Source organism: Streptomyces sp. NPDC096152 (assembly GCF_044763235.1).
GTDB lineage: Bacteria > Actinomycetota > Actinomycetes > Streptomycetales > Streptomycetaceae > Streptomyces.
On sequence record NZ_JBIWFW010000005.1, the window covers coordinates 32,815 to 59,683 of the forward strand.

A 26,869-nucleotide genomic window follows, 5' to 3' on the forward strand; every position below is an offset into this window, starting at 1 on the left:
CGATGGCGAACGTGAGACGTTCCGGGCCTGCGTGTCGCCCCCTCCCACTAGGGATGTCTTACCCGTGGGGGCTGATACTCCATGCCGCGCGCATCGGTTCCCTCCGCTATGGGCGAACAACCTTTCCGCCCCTCGCGCCGCCACGGCCCGCGCTTTCCGGAACCCTGCGCACACGGTGTGCGACTCAGCGTAACCTGGGGGGAATTTCGGAGGTTGCACCTGGCATGACCGGCAGCGTCCCCACGGTTCCCGCTCCCCGCCGGCCGCCCGATCCGGGCGACGGGGCGCGGCACTGGTACGAGCAGGCACTGGGCTGGGCCACGGCGCCCGGCGCGCCGGTGCGCCTCGTGGTGGGCCGCCGCTTCGACGTGCTGGACGTGCCGGTGGAGGCGGGGCGGGCGGCGCTGCGTCACCTGGGGCCGCACTCTCCGGTGGCCGTTCAGGGGGACCGGATGCGCCTGCTGGTGGCCGCGGGCAGCGCGGAGGAGCTGCCGGGGCTGCTGGAGTGGCTGGAGTGGGGCGCGGTGGGGCTGGACCTGGTGGCCCTCGGCGCGGGCACGCTGACGGACGCGCCGCTGCCGCCGGAGGCCGGGCCTGCCGGAGGGCGGCCGTGTGCCCCCGGCCGCTCCGGATCGCAGGGGGCCGCCGTGTGGCTGCGGCCCCCCGAGCCTGGGCGCGAGGTCGAGACCTCGCTGCCGACACTGTCGGCGGTGGGGGGCCAGGGCGGCACCCCCGATCTCGTGCGCGTGGTGGACACGGCGGCGACGCAGTGCCACCGCATCCGGCTGCGACGCGCGTGCGCTCAGCCGTTGGCCTTCTCGTAGGCCTCGCGGATGGACGCGGGAACACGGCCGCGGTCGTTGACCTCGAATCCGTTCTCCTTCGCCCAGGCGCGGATCTGCGCGGTGTCCTGGCTGCCACCGGAAGCGGCGCGCGCCTTTCCACGCCCACCCGCGGCACGGCCTCCGGTACGACGACCACCGTCGACGTACGGCCGGAGAAGACCGCGGAGCTTGTCCGCGTTGGAGGTGGTGAGATCGATCTCGTACGTCTTGCCGTCCAGCGCGAACGTCACGGTCTCGTCCGCCTCGCCGCCGTCGAGGTCATCGACAAGAAGGACCTGAACCTTCTGTGCCACCGGATTTCCTTTCATCGATAACGTGAGGGCCGGGGTTCGCAGGCGTCCGCCGTTTCGCCGTCCCCTGTTATATGCAGTACTGCACTACGTCGGAAAGCAAACCGCTTTTGCCGGAAAAACACAAACCCCTGGGAGAGACCGAAGGGCCACCCCGCCGGGAAACGTGCGCGTTTCGGACATAGGGAGCGCGGGCAGGGCGGTCGAGCGGAATACGGCTTCCGTCGCGGACTGTTCCTCGTCGATCACAGATGCAGAAGCATCCGGCTGTTGCCCAAGGTGTTCGGTTTCACTCGTTCGAGTCCGAGGAACTCCGCGACGCCCTCGTCATAGGAACGCAGCAGCTCGGCGTAGACATCGGTGTCGACGGGCGTCTCACCGATCTCCACGAAGCCGTGCTTCGCGAAGAAGTCGACTTCGAAGGTCAGGCAGAAAACGCGGCGAACGCCGAGCCCGCGCGCGGTCTCGACGAGCTTCTCCAGCAGTCGGTGACCGACGCCGGCGCCCTTCAGGCCCGGCCGCACGGCGAGAGTGCGCACTTCCGCCAGGTCCTCCCACATCACGTGCAGTGCGCCGCAGCCGACGACCTCGGCGTTGTCGCCCCGTTCGGCGACCCAGAACTCCTGGATGTCCTCGTAAAGCGTCACCGTCGCTTTGTCGAGCAGGATGCGCTCACGGACGTAGGTGTCGAGCAGTCGGCGCACGGCCGGGACATCGCTGGTGCGGGCCCGGCGGACGGTGAGGGCTTTTGCGGAGACTTCGGGGCGCTCTGCGGACATGAGCGGACGCTATCGCCCGCGTCCGCCGCGCGCCGAGCCGGGGTTCTCGTCGCCGGTTTCGGCGGCGGTATCCGGGACTTCCCCGCCGACTTCGCCCGGGGCTTCCCCGAGGACTTCGCCCTTGACTTCGCCCTTGACTTCGGCGGACTCTTCCGGGGTGACTTCGGCCGGGCTCCGAGTCGAGAGTTCGGCGGACTCCGCGGCTCCGGATCCCGAAGTGCCTTCGACCATCCGTACGGCGTCGCGCAGGGCCCGCCGCTGTTCCTCGCTCATCATCCCGAAGAAGGCGACGAGAGCGGCGGCGGCGTTGTCGCTCTGGGACCAGGCGTCGTTCATCAGTGCGGCGGCGTAGGCGGCCCGGGTGGAGACCGCCTCATATCGATAGGCGCGGCCCTCCGCTTCGCGGCGCACCCAGCCCTTCTGATGGAGATTGTCCAAAACGGTCATCACGGTGGTGTAGGCGATGGACCGTTCCTGCTGAAGGTCTTCCAGGACTTCTCGAACGGTCACCGGGCGGTTCCACTTCCACACCCGCGTCATGACCGCGTCTTCGAGTTCTCCCAATGGGCGAGGCACACCTCAGAACAATAGTGGGAGATCCGGTCAATGGCGTGCCGGACGTGCGCTTTCGGCGGCAAACAAGAACAAAAAGGGCGTACGGCGTCTCGGCGCGGGATGACCGTGCGGAAGCCGCGTGCCGCCTCAGGCGTCGGTCGGCGCCCCGCCCACGGAGGCCTGCCGGCCGCTCTCCGTGCGCGCGAGGGCGGCGTCGACGGCCGCGTCCTCCTTGGCCTTGGCGGCGCCGCCCTGGGTCTTCACGATCACCCGCACCAGAGCGGCGAAGAAGACGGCCATCACGACCGGGGGCACGAGCGCGGAGACGTAGTCCATGGCTCCAGGGTAGCCAGCGCGGCCGGACAAACGGGGGCGGGGTACCGCGCAGTGTCACACAGCCGCGAGCTGCTGCTGCGGCCGCTCGGACGGCGGGGCCGGTTTGCGGCGCGGGAAGACCTCGCCCGGTGTGGGGATGGGGCGGCGGGCGGGCTGCGGGGTCCCGGGAGCGGGCGCGGGGGTCGGCGGCGCGGGGGCCGGCGCGGGGCGCTCGGCGGGCTTCGGCGCCGGCTTCTTGGCGGGCCCCTTGCCGGGGTCGCCGCCCTGGGCCGCCAGAGCGCCCGTACGGCCGCCCGGGAGGGCCCGGAGGGGGCTGCGGGAGGCCTGGACGGTCGGGGCCGCCGGGAGGGCCGTGACGGCCGGGAGAGCGGCCTCGGCGGGGCGCGCGCCCGGGGGCGCCGGCGCCACCGGGCCGAGGAGCGCCAGGCAGCGGTCCAGGAGGGCCGCCGCGGCCGCGTTGCCGCGCAGGGCGCCGAGCGCCGCGAGATCGTCGCGGCCGGGCCGGTGGCCGGCGCTCAGCGCTTCCGACAGGAGCGCCACATAGCCGACGGCCGTGCCGGGGAGGGCGGCGCGGTAGCGGGCGAGGTCGGCCAGCAGGAAAGCGCGCAGCCGGGCCCCCTCGCGCATCGCCTCGTCCAGCGACTCGGTGAGGCGGAGACAGTCCTGTACGTCCTCGGCGGAGGCGGGACGGGGATGAAGGGCAAGGTCGAGAGCGCGGCGGAGCACACGCAGCTCCTCCACGCCGAACGCCATGCCGCCGCGGGTTCCGTATGGCGTGGGCATAGGCCGACGATACGCGCTAATCGGACAAATTCGACATAAGGGCACGCGGTGTGGCGTGCGGGATGCCCGCACACCACCCGCACGCCACGCGCGTGACCGCGAACGCCCTCGTCAGCGGCCCGGGGGCCTCACATGCGCGACACGTTCCGCTCGTAGACCAGCCGGAGCCCGATGAGCGTCAGCCACGGCTCGTGCTCGTCGATCACCGTGGACTCCCCCAGCACCATCGGCGCCAGGCCGCCCGTGGCGATCACCGTCACGTCGTCCGGGTCGTCGGCCAGCTCCCGGGCGATACGGCTCACGACGCCGTCGACCTGCCCGGCGAACCCGTAGACGATGCCCGACTGCATGGCCTCGACCGTGTTCTTGCCGATCACGCTGCGCGGCCGGGCCACCTCGATCTTCCGCAGCATCGCCGCCTTGACGCCCAGCGCCTCGACGGAGATCTCGATGCCGGGCGCGATGACCCCGCCGACGTACTCCCCGCGCGCGGAGACCGCGTCGAAGGTCGTCGCGGTGCCGAAGTCCACGACGACCGCCGGACCGCCGTACAGCTCGTTCGCCGCCACCGCGTTGATGATGCGGTCGGCGCCGACCTCCTTGGGGTTGTCGAAGAGGATCGGCACACCCGTCTTGACGCCGGGCTCGACCAGGACGGCCGGCACGTCGCCGTAGTAGCGGCGGGTGACCTCGCGCAGTTCGTGCAGCACCGACGGCACGGTCGCGCAGATGGCGATGCCGTCGATGCCGTCGCCCAGGCCGTCGCCGAGCAGCGGGTGCATGCCCATCAGGCCCTGCAGGAGCACCGCCAGCTCGTCCGCGGTGCGGCGCGCGTCCGTGGAGATGCGCCAGTGCTCGACGATGTCCTCCCCGTCGAACAGGCCCAGGACGGTGTGCGTGTTGCCGACGTCGATCGTCAGGAGCATGGCCGTTACTCCGCCTCGCGCAGGTCCAGGCCGATGTCCAGGATCGGCGAGGAGTGAGTCAGTGCCCCCACGGCGAGGTAGTCCACGCCGGTCTCCGCGTACGCCCGGGCGGTGTCCAGGGTGAGGCGGCCGGACGCCTCCAGCAGGACCCGCCCGCCGACGACGCCCACGGCCTCCGCGCACTCGCCGGGCGTGAAGTTGTCCAGCAGGACCAGGTCGGCGCCGGCCTCGACGACCTCGCGGAGCTGGTGCAGGGTGTCGACCTCGACCTCGATCGGCACGTCCGGGAAGGCCTCCCGTACGGCCTTGAAGGCCTGCGCGACGCCCCCGGCGGCGACCACGTGGTTGTCCTTGACCAGGGCGGCGTCGGACAGGGACATACGGTGGTTCACGCCGCCGCCGCACCGCACGGCGAACTTCTCCAGGGACCTGAGGCCCGGCGTCGTCTTGCGGGTGTCGCGCACCTTGGCCTTGGTGCCCTCCAGGACGTCCGCCCACGCGCGCGTGGCGGTCGCGATGCCGGACAGGCGGCACAGCAGGTTGAGCGCGCTGCGCTCGGCGGTCAGCAGGTCACGCGTGCGCGTGGTGACCGACAGCAGCCTCTGCCCGGCCTCCACCCGGTCGCCGTCGTCGACGTGGCGCTCGACCTCGAACTCGTCCGTGCAGACGACCGAGAGCACCGCCTCGGCCACCCTGAGGCCCGCCACCACGCCGGCCTCGCGCGCGGTGAAGTCGCCGGTGGCGACGGCCTCCTCGGGGATGGTCGCGACCGTCGTCACGTCCACGCCGTGGTCGAGGTCCTCCTGGATGGCGACGTTGGCGATGTCCTCGACCTCCAGGGGGTCGAGTCCGGCGTCGGCCAGGAGCTGGGCGAGCGCGGGGTCCAGCCCGCACTCCAGGTACTCCTCGTCGCCGTCCGCGCCGCCGCAGGCACAGCCGTCGCCACAGCCGTCGGTCGGGGCGAGGGGAAGGTCGTCGGTGCTCACTTGTGTCACTGCTCCTGGGAACGCTGGGGCGCGGGGGCCTCGGGGCGGGTCGGGGGGAAGTCTGCGGTGTCGGTGGTGTGCAGGACCAGCGAGCGGTCCGGATTCAGCCGTACGACGATGTGGCGGCGCCAGTGGGTGTCGTCGCGCTCGGGGCGGTCCTCGCGCCAGTGGCAGCCGCGGGTCTCCTCGCGCAGCCGCGCGGCGGCGACCAGGACGCGGGCCACGCACAGGAGGTTGGTGGCCTCCCAGGTGTCGACGCCCGGCTCGGCCGTCTTGCCGTTCTCCGCGAGGGCGTCGCGGGCGTCGGTGTGCAGTTGCTGGAGCCGGTCGGCGGCCTTGGCGAGGGAACCGGCGGAGCGCAGCACGCCCGCGCCCTCGGTCATGATCCGCTGGATCGCGAACCGGGCCTCCGGGGCGAGCAGGGGGTGCGCGGGCTTCTCCGGCTGCGCGACGGGCGCCGGCACACGCGCGTGGAAGGCGTCGTCCGCCCGGGCGGCGGCGATGTCGGCGGCGATGCGCTCGGCGTAGACCAGGCCCTCCAGCAGGGAGTTGGAGGCGAGCCGGTTGGCGCCGTGCACACCGGTGCAGGCGACCTCGCCGCACGCGTACAGCCCGGGGACGGTGGTCCGCCCGTGGGAGTCGGTGCGCACGCCCCCGGAGGCGTAGTGGGCGGCCGGGGCGACCGGGACGGGCTCGGTGACCGGGTCGATGCCGTGGGCGCGGCAGGCGGCCAGGATGGTCGGGAAGCGGTGCTCCCACATCTGGGCGCCGAAGTGCCGGGCGTCGAGGAACATGTGCTCGGCGTCCTGCTCCTGCATCCGGCGCGTGATGCCCTTGGCGACGATGTCCCGCGGCGCCAGCTCGGCCAGTTCGTGCTGCCCCACCATGAAGCGCACGCCGTCGGCGTCGACCAGGTGGGCGCCCTCGCCGCGTACGGCCTCGGAGACCAGCGGCTGCTGGCCCTCGGCGTCCGGGCCGAGGAAGAGCACGGTCGGGTGGAACTGCACGAACTCCAGGTCCGAGACCTCGGCGCCGGCGCGCAGCGCGAGCGCCACCCCGTCGCCGGTCGACACGGACGGGTTCGTGGTCGCGGAGAACACCTGGCCCATGCCGCCGGTGGCGAGGACCACGGCGGGGGCGTGCACGGCGCCCACGCCGTCGTGCTGGCCCTCGCCCATCACGTGCAGGCTCACACCCGCGGCGCGGCCCCCGGCGTCCGTGAGCAGGTCCAGCACGAGCGCGTTCTCGATCGTCCGCATCCCCCGTGCGCGCACCGCCTCGACGAGCGCCCGGGAGATCTCCGCGCCGGTCGCGTCGCCTCCCGCGTGCGCGATGCGGCGGCGGTGGTGGCCGCCCTCACGGGTGAGCTGGATGCCGCCCGCGTCGTCGGTGTCGAAGTGCGCGCCGGTGGAGATCAGCCGCCGTACGGCGTCGGGTCCCTCGGTGACGAGGAGCCGCACGGCCTCCTCGTCGCACAGGCCCGCGCCCGCCACCAGCGTGTCGTCCCGGTGCTGCTCGGGGGTGTCGCCCTCTCCGAGGGCCGCGGCGATGCCGCCCTGGGCCCAGCGGGTGGAGCCGTCGTCCAGCCGGGCCTTGGTGACGACGACCGTCCGCAGGCCGGCGGCCTCGCAGCGCAGCGCCGCGGTCAGCCCGGCGACGCCGGAGCCGACGACCACGACGTCCGCGGAGATGGACCACCCGGGCGCGGGCGCGTGCAGTCGTATGCCTGTGCTGGTCACGAGGCGGCTCCGAAGGTGAGGGGGAGGTTGTCGATCAGCCGGGTCGCGCCGACCCGGGCGGCGACGGCGAGGACGGCCTCGCCGGTGAAGTCGTCCCCGATCTCGGTGAAGTCGGACGGGTCGACGAGGGCCAGGTAGTCCAGTTCGAGCGGCGGGTCGAGGCGGGCGGCCTCGTCGAGGACCAGGCGGGCGGCCGCGCGTACGGCCGCCGCGGCGCCCGGGACGGCCTTGGCGACGGCGGCGGCGTCGGCCGCCGCGCGGGACTCGCCGAGGGCGCTGAGGGCCTCGGCACGCGCGCGCGTGGAGGGCACCTCGCGGGCCCGCGCGCGCAGCGCCTCCTGCGCGGCGTGCCGGTCGCGGCCCGCGAACAGGGCCTGGGACAGGGCGAGGGCGGTGCGCCGCTCCTGGACGGAGAGGTAGCGGTTGCGGCTGGAGAGGGCGAGGCCGTCGTCCTCGCGCACGGTCGGCACGCCCACGATCTCGACGCCGAAGTTCAGGTCGCGCACCATGCGGCGGATCAGGGCGAGCTGCTGGGCGTCCTTCTGGCCGTACAGCGCCACGTCGGGGCGGGTGAGGTGGAGCAGCTTGGCGACGACGGTGAGCATGCCGTCGAAGTGGCCGGGGCGCGAGGCGCCCTCCAGGCGCTCGCCCATGGGACCCGCGGTGACGCGGACCTGGGGCTCGCCGCCCGGGTAGACCTCCTCCACCGCGGGGGCGAACACGGCGTCGGCACCGGCCTGCTCGGCGACCTTGAGGTCGGCCTCCAGGGTGCGCGGGTAGCGGTCCAGGTCCTCGCCCGCGCCGAACTGGAGCGGGTTCACGAAGACGGTGACCACGACCTCGCCCGCGGGCCCGGCGATCTCCCGGGCGCCGCGGACGAGGGTGGCGTGGCCCTCGTGCAGGGCGCCCATGGTCATCACGACGGCGCGGCGGCCGTGACGCACGCGCGCGTGCAGCTCGTCGGCGGTGCGCAGCAGTGCTGTGGTCATCGGGCGCTCCCTTCGGTCCCGTCGGTCCCCTCGGCGAGGACGCCCAGCAGGTCCTCGGCCAGCTCCGGCTTCAGCAGCCCCTGGGCGAGGGCCCGGTCGGCGGTGGCGCGGGCCATCGCCAGATAGCCGGCGACGGTCTGCGGGGCGTGCCGGCGCAGCTCGGCGACATGGGCGGCGACGGTGCCGGCGTCCCCACGCGCGACGGGCCCGGTGAGCGCCGCGTCACCGGAGCGCAGGGCGTTGTCCAGGGCGGCGCCGAGCAGCGGGCCGAGCATCCGGTCGGGCGCCTCGACACCGGCCTCGCGCAGCAGCTCCATGGACTGGGCGACCAGCGTCACCAGGTGGTTGGCGCCCAGCGCGAGCGACGCGTGGTACAGCGGGCGCATCTCCTCGGCGACCCACTCCGGCTCGCCGCCCATCTCGATGACGAGGGCCTCGGCGGCCAGCCGCAGCTCCTCGGGGGCGGTGACCCCGAAGGAGCAGCCGGCCAGCCGCTGCACGTCCACGGGCGTGCCGGTGAAGGTCATCGCCGGGTGCAGGGCCAGCGGCAGCGCGCCCGCGCGCAGGGCGGGGTCCAGCACCTGGGCGCCGTACCGCCCGGAGGTGTGCACGAGGAGCTGCCCCGGCCGCACGGCGCCGGTCTCGGCGAGGCCCGCGACGAGCCCGGGCAGAGCGTCGTCGGGGACGGTCAGAAGCACCAGCTCGGCCCGCTCCAGCACCTCGGCGGGCGGGACGAGGGGCACGTCGGGGAGCATGAGGGCGGCCCGTCGCCGGGAGGCGTCGGAGACGCCGGAGACGGCGACCGGGCGGTGCCCGGCGAGCTGGAGGGACGCGGCCAGCGCGGGGCCCACCCGGCCGGCGCCGACGACGCCGACGGTGAGCCGCGCGGGGCGGTCCCTGGGGTCTGGCTGTTGGCTTGTACTCACGCGACGGCGGCCTTCCCGTTCCAGTCCGCTCCGGGTACCGGACGATTTCTCGTCATGTTAACGCGATTGGTTCGAGAGGCGTTCGGTTGTCCACAGGCTGTGGGTTTCCCCACGGCCCCGGCGCGGAATCCCGCACTCCCGGACGGAAAACGCGGTGCCCGCCCAACCGGACCCACGGGATGATCCCGTGCATGAGCGACAGGGTGCGGCAGGACATACGGCAGGAAGATCCGCAGTCGGACGAAGAACGACACAAACAGCTTCGCGCACGGCGCGCGAACGCGTACCGCAGCGCGAAGCACGTGCTCGCGCGCCCCGGCTTCCTCGGCACGCTCCGGGAGCGGCTGGCGGTGCTGGACGGGGCACGGGACCTGTACGACCTCGACACGGCGTCGGACATGTACGGCAACGGCATCGTCGAGGCCCTGGAGGAGAAGGTCGCCGGGCTGCTCGGCAAGGAGGCGGCCGCCTTCTTCCCGACGGGGACGATGGCCCAGCAGGTCGCCCTGCGCTGCTGGGCGGGCCGCACCGGGAGCACGACCGTCGCGCTGCACGCGCTGGCCCACCCCGAGATGCACGAGCGGCATGCGTTCAGTCAGGTCAGCGGCCTGCGCCCGGTGCAGGTGACCAGCGAGCCACGGCTACCCACGGCTGCCGAAGTACGCGACCTGGACGAGCCGTTCGGGGCGCTGATGCTGGAACTGCCGCTCAGGGAGGCGGGTTTCGTCCTGCCCACCTGGGAGGAGCTCACCGGGGTCGTCGAGGCGGCGCACGAGCGTGACGCGGTGGTGCACTTCGACGGCGCGCGCCTGTGGGAGTCCACCGTCCACTTCGGCCGCCCGTTGCACGAGATCGCCGACCTCGCCGACAGCGTGTACGTGTCCTTCTACAAGTCCCTCGACGGCTACGGCGGCGCGGCGCTCGCCGGCCCGAGGGCGCTGGTGGAGGAGGCCAGGACCTGGCGGCACCGGTACGGCGGCCTGATGTTCCAGCAGTTCCCGACCGCCCTGTCCGCGCTCGCCGGCCTGGAACGGGAGCTGCCCCGGCTGCCCGGGTACGTGCGGCAGGCGCGCGTGGTGGCCGCGGCGCTGGGCGAGGGCTTCGCGGCGGCCGGGCTGCCCTGGACACGCGTCCACCCGGCCGAGCCGCACACGCACGACTTCCAGGTCTGGCTGCCGTACGACGCCGACACGGCCGCGCTCGCCGCGATCCGGACGGCGGAGGAGACCGGCGTGATGCTCTTCGCCCACGGCTGGGACGCCAAGGGCCCGGGCCTGGCCTGCACCGAGGTCTACGTGCGGGCCGCCGGCCTGGAGTGGAGCGCGGACGACGTCAGGTCGGCGGCCGCCGAGTTCACGGCCCGGCTGACGGAGGAGGCGGCGCAGCAGGGGTGAGGTAGCAGGCGGGGCGGGCAGGGGTGAGGGAGCAGGCGGGGCGGCAGGGGCGGCGGACGGCCCCGGTGGGGCCGCCCGAGCGGGGGCTTGACGGCGACGGCTGCTGACGGCGCGTCGGTTGACGGCCCTCGTCAATCGGCGGCCGCGTTGTCGGTGGCGGGGTGCACCATGAGGGCATGAGCGTGCGCATCGACATCGCGGGGCTGCGGCCGGAGAACATCGTCGTTGCGCCCTCGCCCCTGGCCGAGCTGGGCATGGCGCTGCACGCGCTGTCCGAGCCGGGGCACCATCCGGGCCTCCAGGGCTGGGTGACGGCGGTGACCGCCCGGCTCGACTGCCATCTGGCCGACCGGACGTGCGAGGCCGACTTCCTGTGGCGGACCACGTTCTCCGACCTCTTCCAGCCGTACGCGGGCATACCGGGTGGCACCACCCTGCCCGGCGAGACCCTCGCCGAGGACCTGGACCTGCTGGACAAGCTGTCCGACGAGCAATTCGTGGACGCGGCCCTGGAGTTCACCTGCGCGCTCTCCTACGGCACCCCCGGCGCCGGGCCGCTCGCCGACGCCGGCCTGCGCCGCCGCGCCCTGGATCTGGCCGCCGCGCGCGGACCCCGCCAGCTGCGCTTCAGCGAGCGGCTGCTCGCCGACCCGCCCCGCATCAGAGCCTGGCTGCGGCAGTTCCTCCAGGACTGCGACGAGGCGTTCTTCGCGGAGACCTGGGCCCGGCTGCGCCACCAACTGGCCTCGGACGCCCGGCACAAGACGGAGCTGCTGCGACGCAAGGGCCTCGCCGAGGCGCTGGCCGCGGTGTCCCCGGCGGTCACGCTGGAGGAGGACGCCGGGCGGATCACCGTCGACAAGCTGGGCGAGGGCCGCACCGCCACGGCGGGCGGCGGCCTGCTGCTGGTGCCGACGAGTCTGGGCCGGCCGCATCTGATGGTGCTGCACCGGTACGGCTGGCAGCCGGTGCTGCACTACCCCGTCGGCTCCCCCGAGCTCGCCGCCCCGCCCTCGGTGGAGCAGCTGACCCTGCGGATGACCGCCCTGTCCCACCCGGTGCGGATGCGGCTGTGCCGGAGTCTGGCCCGCAGCGCCTTCACCACCGGCGAGCTGACCCAGGTGCACGGCATGACGGCGCCCGAGATATCCCGGCACCTGAGCGTGCTGAAGAAGGCGGGCCTGGTCACCACCCGCCGCCGCGGCCGCTACGTTCTCCACCAGCTGGACGTCGCCACGGTGGCGCGGCTCGGCAGCGACTTCCTCGAAGGGATCCTCAGGTAGCGGTTCGGAGCTCACCCGCGGAATCCTCGGACAGCGGCAGGAGCTCACCCGCGGCCGCTGACATCCTCCGGCAGAAGAGCGGGGCGGCCCAGTCAGTCGAACCGGATGTGCTTGACACCGACCTTCGCCTGCCTGATCCGGGTCCGCAGCGCTCCCCCGCGGTGCGGCGTCAGCGTCAGCCCGGCCAGCACGGCGATCCGGTCCGCGGTCTTCGGCACGGTCGAGTGGTCCGTCCACAGATGCTCGGCGAACTCCGGCTCGCGCAGCCGCTCCAGGCAGTGGTCGAGCTGCCGTACGGCCCATGTCTCCCGGCCCAGCCCGGCGCCCTTCCCGCCGACGTACCGCAGGGCCTGCCCGAAGCCGCGCTCCCGCAGCCGCCGCAGGACGGTCTCCCGTTCCGCGAGGAGCGTGAAGTGGTGGACGGGGTGGCCGAGTTCGCGCAGCCGGCCGACCGTCTCCGCGAAGCAGTCGGGGTCGGTGACCGTCATGGGGACGATCACCACGCCGTCGTGCCGGGCCAGGGTCAGGTCGAGGACCTCGACCACGCCCTGCCGCCAGGAGGCCAAGTCCTGGAAGTCTCCGCGCAGTTCGGGCGGCAGCATCCGGCGCAGGCCGAAACCGGCGTGCTCGGGGTCGCAGATGACGCTGCCGGGCAGGCGGCGCTGGATCTCGTGTGCGGTCTGCGTTTTTCCGCCGCCGAAGGGGCCGTTGATCCACAGGAGCATGCGCCGAACCCTACCGACGGCGGCCGGCGCGGTCAGCCGTGTCCGCCGGCCCGGACGAGCCCCGTCTCGTAGGCCAGCACCACCACCTGCACCCGGTCCCGCAGACCGAGCTTGGTCAGGATGCGGCCCACGTGCGTCTTCACGGTCGCCTCCGACAGCACCAGCCGGGCCGCGATCTCGCCGTTCGACAGACCCTGCGCGACCAGCACCATGACCTCACGCTCACGCTCGGTGAGCCGCTCCAGCTCCTTGTGCCGGGGCTCCTTGGCGCCGCTGGGCAGCATGGGCGCGAAGCGGTCGAGCAGCCGGCGGGTGGTGGAGGGCGCGACGACGGCGTCGCCGCTGTGCACGGCGCGGATCGCGGCGAGCAGGTCGCCGGGCGGCACGTCCTTGAGCATGAAGCCGGAGGCGCCCGCCTTCAGTCCGGAGAAGGCGTACTCGTCGAGGTCGAAGGTGGTCAGGATGAGCACCTTGGGCGGGTCGGGCTCCGCACAGACCCGGCGGGTGGTCTCCACGCCGTCCAGCTTCGGCATCCGCACGTCCATGAGGATCACGTCGACCTCGGCCGCGCGCAGCACCTGGAGGGCCTCGACGCCGTCGCCCGCCTCCGCGACGACCTCCATGTCCGGCTGGGCGGCGAGCACCATCCGGAACCCGGTGCGCAGCAGCACCTGGTCGTCGACGAGCATCACGCGGATCGTCATCGGGGCCTCTTCCATGTCCATCGGTCGTCGGCGGGTGGGGCGTGCCAGGTGTCAACAGGGGGCGTGCGGGGGGCGTCAGTGCGCCGGTTTGAGGGGCAGCAGGACGCTGATGCGGAATCCTCCGCCGGGGCGCGGGCCGGCGTCCAGGGTGCCGCCCACCATGCCGACGCGTTCCCGCATCCCGATCAGGCCGTGCCCCTGGCCGTCGGCGCCGCCCTCCTCGTACAGCTCGTGCGGGGCGCCCTTGCCGTCGTCCTCGACGAGCAGGCCGAGGCCGTCGTCGAAGTAGACGAGGCGCACGCTCGCCCCCGCGTCGGGGCCGCCGTGCTTGCGCGTGTTGGTCAGCGCTTCCTGGACGATCCGGTACGCGGTGAGCTCGACGCCGCTGGGCAGCGGGCGCGGGGTGCCCTCGACCCGGAAGTCGACGGGCAGCCCGGAGCCGCGGCACTGCTGGACGAGGTCCTCGATCTGCCCGACGTCGGGCTGGGGGACGTACTCGCCCACCTCCTGGTGCTCGCCGGTGCGCAGTACGCCCAGTAGGCGGCGCATCTCGGCGAGGGCCTGGCGGCCGGTGGAGGAGATGGTCTCCAGGGCCTTCTTCGCCTGGTCGGGGGCGGCGTCGAGGACGTAGGCGGCGCCGTCGGCCTGCACCACCATCACCGAGACGTTGTGCGCGACCACGTCGTGCAGCTCGCGCGCGATCCGGGCGCGCTCGGCGGCGACCGCGACCTTGGACTGCGCCTCGCGCTCCTTCTCCAGACGGGCGGCGCGCTCCTCCAGCTGCGCGAAGTAGGCGCGGCGGGTGCGCATCGAGTCGCCGAGCACCCAGGCGAGGGCGAACGGCACCGTCTGGAAGACGGCTATCGCGACGTCGCCCAGGACGCTCGTGTGCTGCGCCGGCCAGCGCATCTGCGCCAGGGTCGCCGCGCTCAGGCCGCCCACCAGGGCGAACCGGGAGGCCCAGCGGGCGCCGATCGCGGCGACCGTGTAGACGATCACCAGCAGGGCGAAGTCGGCGACGGTGGTCTGGACGCCCAGGACCAGCTGGGCCACGCCCGTCGCCGCCGCCAGGACCAGCATCCGCTCCGGCATACGGCGGCGCAGCGCGACGACCGCGCTCAGGACGGCGGACACGCCCAGTGCCGCACCGAGGGATCCGTGGTGGTCCGGCGCCCCGTTGACGCTCGATACGCTCACGCCGGAGATCCCGAGCAGGGCGAGGGCCCAGAAGCCGTCGACCCACATCGGGTGCCTGCGGAGGAAGTCATAGAGGCGCTGCACGTAACCCAGAGTAGGGAAGCGTGGTGTGTGCAGGGGTCAACCGGAGGATCGATCCGCACGCGGCCCTCGTACTCCCCAAGGTGGATGCCGTGATCACCTGGGCGCCTAGTCTGGCGGGGTGGCGGACGACACGACGGACAGCGCGGGGGACGGCACGGACGGCGCTGGGCACGACTCGGATCGCGCCGGGCACGACTCAGCGGGCGGCGGGCGTGTGACGGGCGGACCGGCCCCCGACTGGCGGGGCTGGCGGGCCGCGGCCGAGGCGGCGCTCTACGGGCCGGGCGGCTTCTACCGGCGCCCGGAGGGCCCGGCCGGGCACTTCCGCACCTCCGTGCACGCCTCGCCGCTGTTCGCGCGGGCCGTGGCGCGGCTGCTGTGCCGGGTGGACGAGGCGCTGGGGCGGCCGGCGACGCTCGACTTCGTCGACATGGCGGCCGGGCGCGGGGAGCTGACCCGCGCGGTGCTCGCCGCGCTGCCCGCCGACGTGGCGGCCCGCACGCGGCCGTCTGCCGTCGAGATCGCCGCCCGGCCCGCGGGACTCGACCCGCGGGTGGCGTGGCGGACCGAGATCCCCCGGGGGATCACCGGACTGCTGTTCGCCAACGAGTGGCTGGACAACGTACCGGTGGAGGTCGCCGAGGTGGACTCCGCCGGCGTGCCCCGGCTCGTCCTCGTACGCCGGGACGGCACCGAGCGGCTCGGGGAGCCGCTCCCGGAGCCAGAGGCGGAGTGGCTGGCGCGGTGGTGGCCGCTGCCGGCCGAGCAGGGCCTGCGCGCGGAGATCGGCCTGCCCCGGGACGAGGCCTGGGCCGCCGCGGCGTCCCGTGTCGAGCGGGGCCTGGCCGTCGCGGTCGACTACGCGCACACCGCGGGCGCCCGGCCGCCCTTCGGGACCCTCACCGGGTTCCGGGAGGGCCGCGAGACCGCCCCCGTGCCCGACGGGTCGTGCGACCTCACCGCGCACGTCGCGCTCGACGCGTGTGCCGCGGCCGGTCCCCCGGGGGCGCGTCTGCGCACTCAGCGCGACGCGCTGCACGCCCTCGGCATCACGGGCGCACGCCCCTCACTCGCCCTCGCCTCCACACACCCCGCGGAGTACGTGCGCGCCCTCGCGCAGGCCGGCGAGGCCGCCGAGCTCACCGCGGCCGACGGCCTGGGCGGCTTCGGCTGGCTCTGCCGGGCGGTGGGCATCGCCGACCCGCTCCCCGGCTGACCGCCCGGTCCCATGTGCCCCGGTCGGCCTACCCCGGCCGGCGGCCCCGGCCACGCGCGCGGCCGGCCGCCGCGGCCTACTTGTCGATGTCCCCGACCACGAAGAACATCGAGCCCAGGATCGCCACCATGTCCGCGACCAGCGTGTTCGGCAGCAGTTCGGTGAGGGCCTGGATGTTGTTGTAGGACGCCGAGCGCAGCTTGAGCCGGTACGGGGTCTTCTCGCCCTTGCTGACGAGGTAGTAGCCGTTGATGCCGAGCGGGTTCTCGGTCCACGCGTACGTGTGCCCCTCGGGCGCCTTCAGCACCTTCGGCAGCCGCTGGTTGATCGGGCCGGGCGGCAGCCCGGCGAGCCGGTCCAGGCAGGCGTCGGCGAGGTCGAGCGCGTTGTGCGTCTGCTCCAGCAGGCACTCGAAGCGGGCGAGGCAGTCGCCCTCGGTCCGGGTCACCACCTTCAGGGTGTCCCGCAGCTCCCCGTACGCCAGGTACGGCTCGTCGCGCCGCAGGTCGAAGTCGACACCGGAGGCGCGCGCGATCGGCCCGCTCACGCCGTAGGCGTGCACGGTCTCCGGCGTCATCACCCCCACGCCCCGGGTGCGGCCCCGGAAGATCTCGTTGCCGAGCACCAGGTCGTCGAAGACGTCCATGCGGGAGCGCACCGCGGCGACCGCGGCACGCGCGCGGGTGGCCCATCCGGCCGGCAGGTCCTCCTTCAGGCCCCCGACGCGGTTGAACATGTAGTGCATCCGGCCGCCGGAGACCTCCTCCATGACGTTCTGGAGCACCTCGCGCTCCCGGAACGCGTAGAAGACCGGGGTGATGCCGCCGAGTTCCAGCGGGTACGAGCCGAGGAACATCAGGTGGTTGAGCACCCGGTTCAGCTCCGCGAGCAGCGTGCGCGTCCACACCGCGCGCTCGGGCACCTCCATGCCGAGCATGCGCTCCACGCCGAGGACCACGCCCAGCTCGTTGGAGAAGGCCGACAGCCAGTCGTGGCGGTTGGCGAGCATGATGATCTGACGGTAGTCGCGCGCCTCGAACAGCTTCTCCGCGCCGCGGTGCATGTAGCCGATCACCGGCTCCGCGTGCCTGATGCGCTCGCCGTCCAGCACCAGCCTGAGCCGCAGCACGCCGTGCGTGGAGGGGTGCTGGGGGCCGATGTTGAGGACCATGTCGGTGCTCTCCGCGGCACCGCCGATCCCGACCGTGGTCTCCGTCGTAGGAGTCATGGACACAGTCTCCCCTACGTACGCTTGCGCCATGGAGACGGGGAGCCAGGAGAACGCGCGGGAGGCGGAGGGCCGAACCGCGGGCCGGCCGGAGGACCGGCCGGTGGGAGGTTCGCGGGGCGGTGCGGGGAACGACTCCGGGAGCGGGCCGGCGCCCGGACCGGGGGGTGAGCCGGTGTGGACCGGGCTGCCGCCGGGGCTGTTGCGGATGCGGCGGCTGCTGCTGGTGGTGTGGCTGGGGCTGATCGCCGTGGTCCTCGGGCCGCTGCTGGGGGTGCTCGCCGGTCCCGCCTGGGCCGCGTTCGCGCTGCTGCCCCTGGCCCTGACGGCGTGGGGCTGGGTGCTGCTCGGCCGGAACTGGCGCTCCTGGCGGTACGCCGAGCGGGACGACGACCTGCTGATCAGCCGGGGTGTGCTGTGGCGCGAGGAGACCGTCGTGCCGTACGGGCGGATGCAGCTGGTGGAGGTCACCTCCGGACCCGTCGAGCGGCACTTCGGGCTGGCCACCGTGCAGCTGCACACGGCCGCCGCCGCGACCGACGCGACCATCCCCGGCCTCGACCCGGACGAGGCCGAACGGCTGCGCGACCGGCTCACCGAGCTGGGCGAGGCACGATCGGCGGGGCTGTGACGGCCGCCGGGGACGAGCGGGCCGCGCCGGAGGGCGCCGGCCAGGTCCGCGACGGAGCCGACGAGGAACGTGCCGGGGGCGGGGTGATCGGGCGGACGGGGACCGAGGCCACCGAGCGGACAGCGGCCGACCGGGCAGCGGCCGGGGCGACCGGGCGGACGGGGGCCGGCGCGATCGAGCGGCGGCTGCATCCCGTGACACCGCTCAGGCGGGCCTGGGCGCCGGTCGCCGTGCTCGCCGGCTGGGCCGTGCACGACCCCGACCAGGCACAGCGGCAGCTCACGAGGCTGACGACGACCACCCTGCTGATCGGGCTCGCCGTCCTCGTCCCGGCCGCCGCCCTGTACGGCTTCCTCTCCTGGTGGTACACGCACTTCGCGGTCACCGACTCCGAACTGCGCACACGGACGGGCCTGGTGTTCCGCCGCACCGCGCACATCCGGCTCGAACGGATCCAGGCCGTCGACGTCACCCAGCCCCTGCTCGCCCGGGTCGCGGGCGTGGCGAAGCTCAAACTGGACGTCGTCGGCACGGACCGGAAGGACGAACTCGCCTTCCTCGGCCAGGACGAGGCCCGCGCCCTGCGCGCCGAACTGCTCGCCCGCGCGGCCGGTTTCGCCCCCGCGACCGCACGCGAGGTCGGCGAGGCACCCGCGCGGCGGCTGGTGCGCGTGCCGCCCCGCGTGCTCGCCGTGTCGCTGCTGCTGACCGGCGCGACCTGGGGCTCGCTGGTCGCCGCCGTCGTCGTACCGCCGGTGCTGTGGCTGGTGACCCACAGCCTGTGGACGGTGCTCGCCGTCGCGGTGCCGCTGGCCGGCGCGGCCGGGGCGAGCGGCGCGGGGCGCTTCGTCGGCGAGTACGACTGGACGGTGAGCGAGTCGCCGGACGGCCTGCGGATCGACCGGGGGCTGCTGGACCGTACGCACGAGACCGTGCCGCCGGGACGGGTGCAGACCGTGCGGATCGTGGAGCCGCTGCTGTGGCGGCGGCTCGGCTGGGTGCGGGTGGAGCTGGACGTCGCCGGGTCGTCGAACTCCGTTCTGCTGCCGGTGGCTCCGCGCCCGGTCGCCGAGTCGGTGGTCGCGCGGGTGCTGCCCGGGGTGACGGTGCCGGAGGCGGCCTCGGTGGCGCGGCCGCCCCGGCGGGCGGGGTGGTGCGCGCCGGTGTCGTGGCGGGGGTGCGGACTCGCCGTCACCGGCGCGGTGTTCGCCGCCCGGCACGGACTGCTGCGGCGGCGGCTGGCGCTCGTCCCGCACGCCAAGGTGCAGAGCGTACGGCTGACCCAGGGGCCGTGGGAGCGGCGGTGCGGGGTCGCGGACGTGCACGTGGACACCGGGGCCGGGCGGACGGTGACGGCGCGGCTGCGGGACTCCGGCGAGGCGGCGGAGCTGCTGCGGACCCAGGCGGAACGGTCACGGACCGGGCGGCGGGCGGCCCGCCCGGACCGGTGGATGGCCTGAACGCGACAGGCGCGGCGCCTTCCGGCACCGCGCCTGTCCTCCGCTCGGCCCGTCGGGCCGGCTCTTCCCCGCTCGGCCCGTCAGGCGGCCGGCTCCTCCCGCCCTGCCGCTTGTCCTTCGTCCGCTGCCCGCCGGCTCAGGACGCGGCGCTGCGCAGCCCCTGGACGTCGATCTGCTCCGTCTCGTCGTGGGCCGTCAGGTCGATGACCTGGCCCACGACGCCGGCATGCGGGTCCGCCGGTTTGAACTCGGCGTCGGACTCCGTCTTGTGCAGGGCGAGGGCCTCTTCGCCGACCACGTCGGCGAGGTCCTCGTTCTGGACGGCCGCCAGGTCGGCGGACGAAGCGCCCTTCTGCGTACCGAAGAAGTCGAAGCCGCCCTCGACGAGCGGACGCCGCGCGGGCGCCGCCGGCACGACGGCCACGGCGGTCGGCACGGTGAAGTGCCCCGCGGGCTGCTGCGCGGGCTTGGTCGGCGCGGCCTGCCGGGAGGTGGTGGCGGCCGCGTGCTCGTGCGCGTCGGCCGCCCCGGACTGCCCCTGCGGTTCGTCCTCCGCCGCGGGGGCCGGCACCCCGGCGGTACGGTCCGCCGCGGTCCCGGGCCTCGTCGCCGGATCGGCGGCGGCCGCGGGCGCCCCGGTCCCGGTCTTGACGGCGGCCGCCTTCACCACGTCCACTTTGGGCTTCGCCGCGTCCGCGTCAGCCGCGTCGGCGGTCGTCTTCGGCTCGTCCGCCTTCTTCGTGTCCGCGTCCGTCTTCGCCGCGTGCGCGGCCGTCTCGGCCGTGTCCGCGTCCGAATCCGCCGTGTGTGGCGCCGTCTCGGCCGTCTCCCCGTCCGTATCCGCCTGCGCCGTCTCGTGGCCGTCGACGTCCGCGTCGAAGCGGGACAGGGCGGCCCGGGCCCGCAGGAACAGGTGGGACCCAGCGGGCGAGAACACGGCGCCGGCCGCCGCCGGCTCGTCCCCCGCCGCCTCGGCCTCGGTGTCCTCCGCGCCGGCCCCCCGGGCCGGGTTCTCCCCGGCGCCGTCCGCCCCGGCGCCGGTCGCCCCGGCTTCGTCCGTCCCGGCTTCGGAATCGGTGGCCGCGCCGTCGGCGCCCGTGTCAACGATGTCAGCGTTCGCGGGCGCGGCCTCCGCACCGGCGTACGCCGGGCTGTCCGCCCGCTCCGTCCGGTCCGCCGGAGCGGGAGGCAGCGCGCGCGGGTCGGTCCCGGACTCGATCTCGAGCAGGCGGCGGCCCTCCAGGGCGCTGGCGCGCTCGGTCTCCGCCGTGGCGTACCGCCGCAGCAGCGCGGCGTGCTCGTTGCGCAGCCCGGCCAGCTCCGCCCGCTTCGCGCGCAGCTTCTGTTCGAGGCGGACGCGCAGCTCGCGCGACTCCTCCAGATCGGTCTCCAGTTCGGCGACCCGCTCCTCGAAGCGCCACTCGTCGCTCGCCCGCGCGCGCGTGAGGTCGGCGACCTGCTTGCCCGCCTGCGCGTCCCAGCGGCGCATGACGACCGCGCCGAGGACCGCCGTCGCCGCGGCGGCCGCGGCGAGGGAGCGCAGCACCATCGGTGTGGTGAACACCCAGGGTCCGAGGGCGCAGACGAGGGAGACGCCGGCGATCGCCGAAGGAGGCAGCAGCCTGTGCAGAGGTGGGGAATGGCGGTGACGTCCACGTGGCATGGCCAGAAACTTACCGCGCGTAGGCGAATCGCGGAGCCCCGGGCCGTAAAAAGCAGCCATACCGAAGCCTTCACAAGGCTTCAGGAGTTCCGGGCCCTTTTTCTCCCCTGCCTTCTCCCTGCCTACTCCCCCGTCTTCCGCCCTTCGACTTCTCCCGCTTCCGCCGATCCCGCCCTTCGCAAGATCGTTTTCAGCGGTCGCTCAGCTGCCCGCTCATCCACTGCAGCGTCCCCGGGATCTCGCGCCGCCAGGTGTTGAAGTTGTGCCCGCCGCTGTCGAGGATGATCGACGCGATCCGGGTCTTGTTCGTCGCCTTCACCGCGTCGACGAAGGCGAGCGTGGCCTTGTAGTCCGTCTCGCCGATCCTGCTGCTGGTAACCAGCAGCGAAGTGTCGGGAGCAGGTCGATGCTTGATGCTCCACCACAGGTCGGCACGATTCTTCAGTTCCTTGTTGCCATGGAAGAGATCACCCGTGGTGGGGTCGATCGGCGCCTTGTAGTAAGGGGAAAGGCCGGCGCCCGCGGCATACACCTCGGGATGGTGCATGGCGAGTTTCAGCGCGCAGTAACCGCCCGTGGAATCGCCGACGATGCCCCAGCTCCCCGGCTTCTTGCCTATGCGGTAGTGCGCGAGGAGGGCGTCGGGCAGGTCCCTGGCGAAGAACGACTCGGTCTGCGGCCCTCCCGGAATGTCCACGCACTCCGTGTCCCGCGGCGGCGCCACCGTCGGCCGCAGCATCACCAGGATCATCGGCTGCATCCGCCCGTCCTTCGCGAGCTCCTGCGCCGTGCGCGGATAGTTCAGCTTCGTCACGAGCGCCTGGGCGGTGCCCGGGTAGCCGGTGAGGACCACGGCCGCCGGGAACGTACGCGTGCGGTACTGCGGCTGGAAGTACTCCGGCGGCAGGTACACGAACGCGGGCGAGGCGATGCGGGTCGTACGGCCCATGATGTCGACCTTCTGGATCTGCCCGGCCACCTGCGGCCGCGACCCGCCCGACATGTTCATCTGCTGGGTGCCGATCACCTGGAGCGGTCCGGTGGTGCCGCCGGCCGTCGAGTGGTCGACGACGACCCCCTGGTCGGTCTCCTGCCCGAACAGGTCGGCCCAGGTCGCGTAGAACCCGAACGCCTGGTTCGCGGCGAGGGCGACGCAGGCGAAGAGCGCCAGCTGAGTGGCCAGCAGAAGACCGACACGCCCGCTGACGGACCGCCAGCTGCGGCGCGCCAGCTGCGGCCAGAGCCACACCGTGCCCACGAACAGCAGCACGGCCATCAGGACCGTCAGTACCAGCACTTTGTTGCTCGTGAGACCCATGGGCTCTTTCCTGCCTGCACTTCCCGCCCGGGCCCGCCGCCGCTTCCTTCGCGAGGGCTTGCCCCGGCCTTTCCCTTGCCTTTGACCCGACTTTCCGAAGGGGAGTGAACCTCTCTCCCCGAGACACCGTCCTAGAGGGCGCAATGTCGCCGGATGCCCGGATCGGCACCGGATTCAAGGTCTCTCGCAGAACTACGGGATGCGATGTCTGTCAGGATAGATGGGGAAATGTCAGCTGGGGTTCCGGGCCGATCACGTCGTGTGCGCCGCGCCCTGCGCGGCCCGCGCCCCGAGGCCGTCCCCGCTCTGGTGGGCAGGGCCTGCTCCGTCGTGGGCCTCCTGGACATCGCCGCGGGTGTGTTCCCCCGCTTCCGGCACAGCCGTATGCACGCCATCGCCGAGGTACTGCCGGGCTCCTTCGGCCCCTTCGCCGCGGCGCTCTCACTCAGCGCGGGTGTGCTCCTGCTGCTCCTCGCACACGGCCTGAAACGGCGCAAGCGCCGGGCGTGGCGCGCGGCCGTGGCCCTGCTGCCGGCCGGCGCGGCCGCGGAGTTCGTCTACCGTCACTCCGTCATCGGAGTGGTCATCTCCGCCGCCCTGCTCGCTCCACTGCTCATCCACCGGGCCGAGTTCGGCGCCCTGCCCGACCCGCGCAGCCGGTGGCGGGCCCTGGCCAACTTCGTCCTCATGAGCGCCGGTTCGCTGGCCCTCGGGATGGTCATCGTCAGCGTCCACCCGCACCGCATGGTCGGCAACCCGAGCGTGGCCGACCGGCTGACCCACGTGGTCTACGGCCTGGTCGGCTTCGAGGGGCCGGTCAGCTACCAGGGCAACACCTCCTGGACCGTCGCCATCTCCCTCGGCGCCCTCGGCTGGCTCACCGCGGTCACCACGGTCTATCTCGCCTTCCGCCCCGAACACCCCGCCGCCCGCCTGACGGAGGAGGACGAGACGCGGCTGCGCGCCCTGCTCGCCAAGCACGGCGCCCGCGACTCCCTCGGCCACTTCGCACTGCGCCGCGACAAGGCGGTCGTCTTCTCCCCCAGTGGCAAGGCGGCCGTCACCTACCGCGTGGTCTCCGGCGTGATGCTCGCCAGCGGCGACCCGATCGGCGACGTCGAGGCCTGGCCGGGCGCCATAGAGCGCTTCATGGACGAGGCCAAGGCGCACTCCTGGACGCCCGCCGTCATGGGCTGCTCCGAGACCGGCGGCGAGGTATGGACCCGGGAGACCGGCCTGGACGCCCTGGAACTGGGCGACGAGGCGGTGGTGGACGTCGCGGATTTCTCGCTCGCCGGACGCGCGATGCGCAACGTCCGCCAGATGGTCAAGCGCATCGAGCGGGCCGGCTACGAAACCCGGGTACGGCGCATCCGTGACCTCGGCGACGCCGAACTGGACCGCATCCGGCGGGCCGCGGAGGACTGGCGCGGCACCGACACCGAACGCGGCTTCTCCATGGCGCTGGGCCGCATCGGCGACCCCGCCGACGGCGACTGCCTCATCGCCACCGCCCACAAGACCGACGACGAGCCCGGCCCCTACGGCGATCTGAAGGCGATCCTGCACTTCGTGCCCTGGGGCACCGACGGCGTCTCCCTGGAGCTGATGCGGCGCGACCGCGCCGCCGACCCGGGCATGAACGAGCTGCTCATCGTCGCCGCCCTCCAGGCCGCGCCGAAGTTCGGCGTCCAGCGGATCTCCCTCAACTTCGCCATGTTCCGCTCGGCCCTCGCCCGCGGCGAGAAGATCGGCGCGGGCCCGGTGCTGCGCGCCTGGCGCGGGCTGCTGGTGTTCCTCTCCCGCTGGTTCCAGATCGAGTCGCTGTACAAGTTCAACGCCAAGTTCCAGCCCCGCTGGGAACCGCGCTTCGTCGTCTACCGCGCCTCCTCCGACCTGCCTCGGATCGGCTTCGCCGCCATGCAGGCGGAGGGCTTCGTCAGCCTCGCCCTGCCGCTGCCCCGCTTCCTGCGCCGCCGCACGGCCGCCGCGCGCCCGTGCCCGCACGCGGTGGCGGAGCGGGACGTGCGCGCGGCGTGAACCGGCCCGGGCCCGGGCGCAGGCCGCCGCCCCTCCGGCGCCGAGGTCCACGCCAGGGCCCGGGCGGCGGGAAGTCACGACGCCCGGGCCGCGGGAAGTCACGGCCGCACCCTGGGCCTACGCTGAACGTATGAACAACCAGAGCGGGCGCGGCCGAGTGGCGGGACTTCCGGCATGGGACCGCTGCGCGGTCATGGGGGTCGTGAACGTCACCCCCGACTCCTTCTCCGACGGCGGCCGCTGGTTCGACACGACCGCCGCCGTCAAGCACGGCCTCCACCTGGTCGCCGAGGGCGCCGACCTCGTCGACGTCGGCGGCGAGTCCACCCGCCCCGGCGCCACCCGCGTGGACGAGGCCGAGGAACTGCGGCGCGTCGTCCCGGTCGTCCGCGGCCTCGCCTCCGAGGGCGTCACCATCTCCGTCGACACCATGCGCGCCTCCGTCGCCGAGCAGGCCCTCGCCGCCGGCGCCGCGCTGGTGAACGACGTCAGCGGCGGCCTCGCCGACCCCGCCATGATCCCCGTCGTGGCGGACGCCGGCGCCCCCTTCGTCGTCATGCACTGGCGCGGCTTCCTTCAGGGCGGCAACGTCCACGGGTCCTACGAGGACGTCGTCACCGAAGTCGCCGACGAGCTCCGCACGCGCGTCGAGGCCGTCCTGGCGGGCGGCATCGCCCCCGACCGCGTCGTCGTCGACCCCGGCCTCGGCTTCTCCAAGGAGGCCGAGCACGACCTCGCGCTCCTGGCCCACCTCGACCGCCTGCGCGCCCTCGGCCACCCCGTCCTGGTCGCCGCCTCCCGCAAGCGGTTCCTCGGCCGCGTCCTGGCCGGCCCCGAGGGTGCCCCGCCCCCCGCGCGGGAACGCGACGCCGCGACGGCCGCCGTCTCCGCCCTCGCCGCACACGCCGGCGCGTGGGCGGTACGCGTGCACGAGGTCCGCGCGACGGCGGACGCGGTACGGGTCGCGCACGCCGTGGAAGAGGCGCGCACCGGCCGGCACACGCCCGGCGAGAACGCGCCGGAAGGAACCCGGTGAGCGCCCCCCACACCGACGTCGAACAGGTCGAGGCCGCCAACACCGCCTTCTACGAGGCGATGGAACGGGGCGACTTCGAGGAGGTCGCCTCACTCTGGCTCACGCCCTCCGACCTGGGCGTCGACGAGGAGTACCACGACCCGGCCGACACCGGCGTGGTGTCCTGCGTGCACCCCGGCTGGCCGGTCCTCACCGGCCGCGGCGAGGTCCTCAGGTCGTACGCGCTGATCATGGCGAACACCGACTACATCCAGTTCTTCCTCACCGACGTGCACGTCTCGGTCACCGGCGACACCGCCCTGGTGACCTGCACCGAGAACATCCTCAGCGGCGGCCCCGCCCCGGAGGGCGCCGACGAACTCGGCCCGCTCGTCGGACAACTCGTCGTCGCCACCAACGTGTTCCGGCGCACATCCGCCGGGTGGAAGCTGTGGTCGCACCACGCCTCCCCCGTTCTGGCCGAAAACGGCGAGGACGAGGACGACGAGGCACCCGCCTGAGTGGGCAGGCGGCCTCGCGAGGGCCAGGAAGTGGTTGGAATCACGGGCCACCGGGTAGGGGCGGCTTCCGACCCGCGAGCGGCCGGGTTCTCCAGGGGAAACACCCGGTGAAACCTGACGGACCGGCCCGAAACCCACCGCCCCGGGGCCTGGCGCTGTCCGTGCCCGCAGGTAGATTCGTCCCAGACCGGCCGCACCGCCCGCACTCGGTACGGACCGGCCGTCACCGACGATTGCAGGAGTGATTCGCGTGGATCGTGTCGCGCTGCGCGGCCTGAAGGCCCGCGGGCACCACGGTGTGTTCCCCGAGGAACGCGAGGAGGGCCAGCTCTTCGTCGTGGACCTCGTCCTCGGACTGGACACCCGTCCGGCCGCGGCCGACGACGACCTGGCGAAGACCGTGCACTACGGCATCGTGGCGGAGGAGGTCGTGGCCGTCGTCGAGGGCGAGCCCGTCAACCTCATCGAGACGCTCGCCGAGCGCATCTCCCAGGCCTGTCTGAAGCACGAAGGGGTCCAGGAGGTCGAGGTCCGCGTCCACAAGCCGGACGCACCGATCACCGTCCCCTTCGACGACGTGACCGTCACCATCACCCGGAGCCGAGCATGACCCGACCTTCCCTCCAGGGTCACAGCGACCCGACCGTCCAGCCGGTGCCCGCCTCCGTCGTCGAGCAGGTCGACGCAGCCGACACCACCCTGTCCAATCCGAAACGGGCCGTGATCTCCCTCGGCTCCAACCTCGGCAACCGCCTGGAGACCCTCCAGGGAGCCGTCGACGCGCTGGAGGACACGCCCGGCGTGCGCATCAGGGCGGTCTCCCGCGTCTACGAGACGGAGCCGTGGGGCGTCGAGCCCGGCACCCAGCCGTCCTACTTCAACGCCGTGGTCGTCCTCAAGACGACCCTGCCGCCGTCCTCCCTGCTGGAGCGGGCGCACGCCATCGAGGAGGCCTTCAACCGGGTCCGCGACGAGCGCTGGGGGCCGCGCACCATCGACGTCGACATCGTCGCCTACGCCGACCTCGTCTCCGACGACCCGCACCTCACCCTCCCCCACCCCCGCGCCCACGAACGCGCCTTCGTCCTCGCCCCCTGGCACGAGGTGGACCCGGAGGCGCAGCTCCCGGGCCGCGGCGCCGTGGCCGACCTCCTGGCCGCCGTCACCCCCGCGGGCGTCCAGCCGCGCCCCGACCTGGAACTCCGGCTGCCCGAGTAGTCGTTAAGGTCAAGACGA

At 73.6% G+C, this 26,869-nt stretch carries 27 protein-coding genes; 11 read left to right on the top strand and 16 right to left on the bottom strand.

Annotated elements, in window-relative coordinates; translation table 11 throughout:
- Window positions 1-224: 224 nt before the first annotated feature.
- Window positions 225-824: an SCO3374 family protein gene (locus tag ACIQ9G_RS17895; RefSeq protein WP_403610150.1), complete on the top strand. Its 600-nt coding sequence runs from the start codon at window positions 225-227 to the stop codon at window positions 822-824.
- Here the strand turns inward: ACIQ9G_RS17895 and ACIQ9G_RS17900 are convergent.
- From ACIQ9G_RS17900 to ACIQ9G_RS17945, 10 genes are all read right to left on the bottom strand, one after another.
- On the bottom strand, window positions 803-1,138 hold the full coding sequence (locus ACIQ9G_RS17900; protein WP_356190687.1) for an Lsr2 family protein: 336 nt from the start codon (window positions 1,136-1,138) through the stop codon (window positions 803-805). The two genes, ACIQ9G_RS17895 and ACIQ9G_RS17900, sit on opposite strands and share 22 nt — an antisense overlap.
- Window positions 1,139-1,380: 242 nt before the next feature.
- Window positions 1,381-1,914: an amino-acid N-acetyltransferase gene (locus ACIQ9G_RS17905; RefSeq protein WP_403610152.1), complete on the bottom strand. Its 534-nt coding sequence runs from the start codon at window positions 1,912-1,914 to the stop codon at window positions 1,381-1,383.
- A gap of 9 nt (window positions 1,915-1,923) precedes the next feature.
- Window positions 1,924-2,454 carry a BlaI/MecI/CopY family transcriptional regulator gene (locus ACIQ9G_RS17910; protein WP_403610154.1) on the bottom strand — a complete coding sequence of 177 codons (531 nt, stop codon included), beginning with the start codon at window positions 2,452-2,454 and terminating at the stop codon, window positions 1,924-1,926.
- A 162-nt stretch (window positions 2,455-2,616) separates the two neighbouring features.
- Window positions 2,617-2,805 carry a hypothetical protein gene (locus ACIQ9G_RS17915; protein WP_392192404.1) on the bottom strand — a complete coding sequence of 63 codons (189 nt, stop codon included), beginning with the start codon at window positions 2,803-2,805 and terminating at the stop codon, window positions 2,617-2,619.
- A 54-nt stretch (window positions 2,806-2,859) separates the two neighbouring features.
- Complete coding sequence (locus tag ACIQ9G_RS17920) at window positions 2,860-3,558, bottom strand: hypothetical protein (protein WP_403611260.1); 699 nt, start codon at window positions 3,556-3,558, stop codon at window positions 2,860-2,862.
- A 158-nt stretch (window positions 3,559-3,716) separates the two neighbouring features.
- Complete coding sequence (locus tag ACIQ9G_RS17925) at window positions 3,717-4,514, bottom strand: type III pantothenate kinase (protein WP_392192403.1); 798 nt, start codon at window positions 4,512-4,514, stop codon at window positions 3,717-3,719.
- Window positions 4,515-4,519: 5 nt separating this feature from the next.
- The gene (nadC, locus tag ACIQ9G_RS17930; protein ID WP_403610157.1) at window positions 4,520-5,500 is read right to left on the bottom strand and encodes a carboxylating nicotinate-nucleotide diphosphorylase; all 981 of its coding nucleotides are present in this window, start codon (window positions 5,498-5,500) and stop codon (window positions 4,520-4,522) included.
- A 5-nt stretch (window positions 5,501-5,505) separates the two neighbouring features.
- Window positions 5,506-7,239, bottom strand: coding sequence for an L-aspartate oxidase (locus ACIQ9G_RS17935; protein WP_403610160.1), 1,734 nt, complete (start codon window positions 7,237-7,239; stop codon window positions 5,506-5,508).
- Window positions 7,236-8,228, bottom strand: a complete 993-nt coding sequence (panC, locus tag ACIQ9G_RS17940; RefSeq protein WP_403610162.1) for a pantoate--beta-alanine ligase — start codon at window positions 8,226-8,228, stop codon at window positions 7,236-7,238. Before panC ends, ACIQ9G_RS17935 begins: the two co-directional genes overlap by 4 nt.
- Window positions 8,225-9,154 (bottom strand): Rossmann-like and DUF2520 domain-containing protein, encoded by a 930-nt coding sequence (locus ACIQ9G_RS17945; RefSeq protein WP_403610165.1) that lies wholly within the window; start codon window positions 9,152-9,154, stop codon window positions 8,225-8,227. Before ACIQ9G_RS17945 ends, panC begins: the two co-directional genes overlap by 4 nt.
- Window positions 9,155-9,345: 191 nt before the next feature.
- Between ACIQ9G_RS17945 and ACIQ9G_RS17950 the strand changes: the two genes are divergently transcribed.
- On the top strand, window positions 9,346-10,548 hold the full coding sequence (locus tag ACIQ9G_RS17950; protein ID WP_403610167.1) for a threonine aldolase family protein: 1,203 nt from the start codon (window positions 9,346-9,348) through the stop codon (window positions 10,546-10,548).
- 176 nt (window positions 10,549-10,724) lie between these two features.
- Window positions 10,725-11,831 (top strand): DUF5937 family protein, encoded by a 1,107-nt coding sequence (locus tag ACIQ9G_RS17955; RefSeq protein ID WP_403610170.1) that lies wholly within the window; start codon window positions 10,725-10,727, stop codon window positions 11,829-11,831.
- Window positions 11,832-11,923: 92 nt separating this feature from the next.
- Here ACIQ9G_RS17955 and ACIQ9G_RS17960 read toward each other — a convergent pair whose 3' ends face one another.
- The 3 genes from ACIQ9G_RS17960 to ACIQ9G_RS17970 all read right to left on the bottom strand — a co-directional run bounded on the left by ACIQ9G_RS17960 (window position 11,924) and on the right by ACIQ9G_RS17970 (window position 14,541).
- Entirely contained in the window at window positions 11,924-12,556 is a 633-nt protein-coding gene (locus tag ACIQ9G_RS17960; RefSeq protein ID WP_403610175.1) for an AAA family ATPase, read from the bottom strand.
- 32 nt (window positions 12,557-12,588) lie between these two features.
- Window positions 12,589-13,260: a response regulator gene (locus ACIQ9G_RS17965; protein WP_403610177.1), complete on the bottom strand. Its 672-nt coding sequence runs from the start codon at window positions 13,258-13,260 to the stop codon at window positions 12,589-12,591.
- A gap of 75 nt (window positions 13,261-13,335) precedes the next feature.
- Window positions 13,336-14,541 (bottom strand): sensor histidine kinase, encoded by a 1,206-nt coding sequence (locus tag ACIQ9G_RS17970; RefSeq protein WP_403610180.1) that lies wholly within the window; start codon window positions 14,539-14,541, stop codon window positions 13,336-13,338.
- A gap of 118 nt (window positions 14,542-14,659) precedes the next feature.
- Between ACIQ9G_RS17970 and ACIQ9G_RS17975 the strand changes: the two genes are divergently transcribed.
- On the top strand, window positions 14,660-15,757 hold the full coding sequence (locus tag ACIQ9G_RS17975; RefSeq protein WP_403610183.1) for an SAM-dependent methyltransferase: 1,098 nt from the start codon (window positions 14,660-14,662) through the stop codon (window positions 15,755-15,757).
- A 76-nt stretch (window positions 15,758-15,833) separates the two neighbouring features.
- On the opposite strand, the gene ACIQ9G_RS17980 is transcribed toward ACIQ9G_RS17975, so the two are convergent.
- Window positions 15,834-16,985: an NADH-quinone oxidoreductase subunit D gene (locus ACIQ9G_RS17980; protein ID WP_403610186.1), complete on the bottom strand. Its 1,152-nt coding sequence runs from the start codon at window positions 16,983-16,985 to the stop codon at window positions 15,834-15,836.
- A gap of 31 nt (window positions 16,986-17,016) precedes the next feature.
- Here ACIQ9G_RS17980 and ACIQ9G_RS17985 point away from each other — a divergent pair, with 31 nt between their 5' ends.
- A complete protein-coding gene (locus ACIQ9G_RS17985) occupies window positions 17,017-17,616 on the top strand; it encodes a PH domain-containing protein (protein WP_403610189.1) in 600 nt (199 codons plus the stop codon).
- Window positions 17,613-19,076: a PH domain-containing protein gene (locus ACIQ9G_RS17990; RefSeq protein ID WP_403610192.1), complete on the top strand. Its 1,464-nt coding sequence runs from the start codon at window positions 17,613-17,615 to the stop codon at window positions 19,074-19,076. Before ACIQ9G_RS17985 ends, ACIQ9G_RS17990 begins: the two co-directional genes overlap by 4 nt.
- 136 nt (window positions 19,077-19,212) lie before the next feature.
- On the opposite strand, the gene ACIQ9G_RS17995 is transcribed toward ACIQ9G_RS17990, so the two are convergent.
- Window positions 19,213-20,739: a hypothetical protein gene (locus ACIQ9G_RS17995; RefSeq protein WP_403610195.1), complete on the bottom strand. Its 1,527-nt coding sequence runs from the start codon at window positions 20,737-20,739 to the stop codon at window positions 19,213-19,215.
- 190 nt (window positions 20,740-20,929) lie between these two features.
- Window positions 20,930-22,057, bottom strand: coding sequence for an alpha/beta hydrolase (locus tag ACIQ9G_RS18000; protein WP_403610197.1), 1,128 nt, complete (start codon window positions 22,055-22,057; stop codon window positions 20,930-20,932).
- A gap of 228 nt (window positions 22,058-22,285) precedes the next feature.
- Between ACIQ9G_RS18000 and ACIQ9G_RS18005 the strand changes: the two genes are divergently transcribed.
- The 5 genes from ACIQ9G_RS18005 (at window position 22,286) to folK (ending at window position 26,851) form a co-directional block, all read left to right on the top strand.
- Complete coding sequence (locus ACIQ9G_RS18005) at window positions 22,286-24,097, top strand: phosphatidylglycerol lysyltransferase domain-containing protein (RefSeq protein ID WP_403610199.1); 1,812 nt, start codon at window positions 22,286-22,288, stop codon at window positions 24,095-24,097.
- Window positions 24,098-24,227: 130 nt separating this feature from the next.
- Window positions 24,228-25,133, top strand: coding sequence for a dihydropteroate synthase (folP, locus tag ACIQ9G_RS18010; protein WP_403610201.1), 906 nt, complete (start codon window positions 24,228-24,230; stop codon window positions 25,131-25,133).
- Window positions 25,130-25,633: a nuclear transport factor 2 family protein gene (locus tag ACIQ9G_RS18015; RefSeq protein WP_392192385.1), complete on the top strand. Its 504-nt coding sequence runs from the start codon at window positions 25,130-25,132 to the stop codon at window positions 25,631-25,633. Before folP ends, ACIQ9G_RS18015 begins: the two co-directional genes overlap by 4 nt.
- 250 nt (window positions 25,634-25,883) lie before the next feature.
- The gene (gene folB / locus ACIQ9G_RS18020; protein WP_403610204.1) at window positions 25,884-26,243 is read left to right on the top strand and encodes a dihydroneopterin aldolase; all 360 of its coding nucleotides are present in this window, start codon (window positions 25,884-25,886) and stop codon (window positions 26,241-26,243) included.
- A complete protein-coding gene (folK, locus tag ACIQ9G_RS18025; RefSeq protein WP_403610207.1) occupies window positions 26,240-26,851 on the top strand; it encodes a 2-amino-4-hydroxy-6-hydroxymethyldihydropteridine diphosphokinase in 612 nt (203 codons plus the stop codon). Before folB ends, folK begins: the two co-directional genes overlap by 4 nt.
- Window positions 26,852-26,869 lie beyond the last annotated feature (18 nt).